Here is a 2,444-nt window from a genome sequence, read left to right on the forward strand (position 1 = left end):
ACCGCGACGATGGCGATGCCCAGCACGCCGCCGAGCTGGCGGACGTAGTTGTTCACCATCGAGGCCTCGCCCATCAGGCGGGGCTGGAGGTGGCGCAGGGTGGCGACGGTGAGGGCCGGGATGATCAGGCCCAGCCCGATGCGGCCGATCACGGTGTCCCACAGGATCTCGGCGTAGCTCACGGCGCTGCCGCGCCAGCCGAAATACAAGAAGGACAGGCCGAAGACCAGCAGGCCGGCCACCGTGATCCAGCGCGGCGAGTGGCGGTCGGCCAGCATGCCGGCCAGCGGGATCGCCACCGCCAGCACGAAGCCGGAGGGCATCAGCGCCAGCCCGGCGGGGGTGGCGCCAAAGCCGAGGGCGTTCTGCAGGAAGACCGGGATCAGGTAGCTCGAGGCATACACCCCGACGCCGTAGGCGAAGGACACCACGATGCCCATCGCAAACGAACGCTCGGCGAACAGCTCCAGCGAAAATATAGGCACCGCCGCGCGCCTCGCGTGGCGCACGAACAGCCCCGCCGACAGCAGCGCGATGGCGGCCTGGGCCACGCTCCAGGCGGCCAGCAAGCCGGCTTCCCGCAGGCTAGACACCCACTCGATCAGGGCCAGGGTCATGGCACTCAGCAATGCCACGCCATACCAGTCGAAGGGGCGCCGCGGGGCGCTCTCCTCCCGGGGCAGGAGGTGCGCAGCCAGCACGCCGGCGAGCACGCAGAACGGCACGCTGAGCAGGAAGATCGACTGCCAGCCGAAGTGCTCCAGCAGCATGCCCGCCAGCGTCGGCGCCACGGCCGGGGCCAGCACGATGCCGAAGCTCAGCAGGCCGGTCGCCCGCCCCTGCCGGCTGGGCGGGAAGAGGCGCATCACCACCACCATCGACAGGGGTTGCTGGACGCCGGCGGCGGCCCCCTGCAGCAGGCGGATCGCCACGGTGAACGCAAAGTCGCTGACCAGCGCGCCGGCCAGGCTGGTGAGGCCGAGGAAGAACACCGTGCCCAAAAAAACCCGCCGGAAGCCGAAGCGCTCCAGCAGCCACGGCGTCGGCAGCATGGCGAGGGTCATCGCCGCCATGTAGCCGGTGATGACCCACTGCACCCGGTCCTGCCCCATGCCCCAGTAAGCCCCCATCGCCGGCACCGCCACGCTGAAGCTGGTGGTGGCGAGCACCGCGGCGATCACGCCGATCGCCACCGTGAACAGCGCCAGCCAGCGGTAGCGCTCGCCGTGGCGGGCGAACAGCTCGTCCCGGCTGGGGGCGGCGGGGAGGAGCAGGCTCAGCATCGGGGCGCCCGGCACCGCGGGCCGACGCCGCGGCTCACGTCAGCGCCCCGCGCCGGCGTCGGCGTAACGCTGGCAATGGAAATCGCCGTCGCCGAGGCAGGCCTGGGCCACCCGGATGCGCTTGAGGAAGAGCCCCACGTCGAGCTCGTCGGTGACGCCCATGCCGCCGTGCATCTGCACCGCCTCGCGGCTGACCAGGTGGGCCGCCTCGCCGGCCTTCCACTTGGCCAGGCTGGCCAGGCGGGCGCGGCCGGCGGCGTCGAGCGAGCGGTCGTCGAGGGCGGCGAGGCCGGCCATCACGGTGCTGCGCGCCAGTTGCAGGTGGGTGAAGCACCACGCGGCGCGGTGCTGCAGGGCCTGGAAGGAGCCGATCGGCACGTCGAACTGCACCCGCGTCTTGAGGTAGTCGACCGTGGTGTCGAAGAGCGTCTGGGCGGCGCCCAGCAGCTCGGCGGCCAGGCACACGCGGCCGCGGTCGAGGGCGGCATCCAGGGCCGCCCAGGCCTCGCCTTCGCCACCCACCAGCGCGGACGCCGGCAGCTGCACCCCGGCGAGGCGCAGCCGGGCGTGGTTGCGGGAATCCACCAGCTTCACCGGCGACAGCTGCACGCCGGCCGTGGCCGCGGGCACCAGGAACAGGCTAAGCCCGGCCGTGTCGCCGGGCGTGCCGGCCGTGCGGGCCACCACCACGAAGGCGTCGGCGCCGAGGCCGTCGACCACGAAGACCTTGTCGCCCGTGAGCACCCAGCCCTCGCCCTCGCGACGGGCGGCCAGGGCGGTGCCGGCCGGGTCGTGGCGGGGCTGCTCATCCAGCGCCAGGGCGATGCGCTTCTCGCCGGCGATCAGGGCCGGCAGCCATTCGGACTGCTGCGCAGCGGAGCCGGCCAGCTCCAGCACCGAACCGCCCAGCACGATGCTGGACAGGAGCGGCGCGGCGCCGAGCTTGCTGCCGATCTGCTCGAACACGGCCCCCAGGCCCTTGCAGCCGAAATCGAGGCCGCCGAGGGCTTCGGGGAAGGGGATCGCGCTCCAGCCGAGGTTCACCATCTCCTGCCACAGGGCCGGGTCGAAACCCTCGGCGCTGCCTTCGTCGCGCAGCCGGCGCTGGGCGCTGACCGGGCTCCGGGCGGCCAGGAACTCGCTGGCGGTGTCGGCCAGCAG

General features: G+C 72.8%; 2 protein-coding genes. Both read right to left on the reverse strand.

Annotated elements, in window-relative coordinates; all coding sequences use genetic code 11:
• A partial coding sequence (locus tag ACE3UN_RS18865; protein WP_374676539.1) for a DHA2 family efflux MFS transporter permease subunit occupies nucleotides 1–1,283 on the reverse strand: 1,283 nt, incomplete at its 3' end.
• A gap of 39 nt (nucleotides 1,284–1,322) precedes the next feature.
• Nucleotides 1,323–2,444, reverse strand: a 1,122-nt coding sequence (locus ACE3UN_RS18870) for an acyl-CoA dehydrogenase family protein (RefSeq protein ID WP_374676540.1), incomplete at its 5' end; no start/stop codon positions are given.

This window comes from Ideonella sp., from assembly GCF_041918995.1.
Taxonomy (GTDB): domain Bacteria; phylum Pseudomonadota; class Gammaproteobacteria; order Burkholderiales; family Burkholderiaceae_C; genus Ideonella.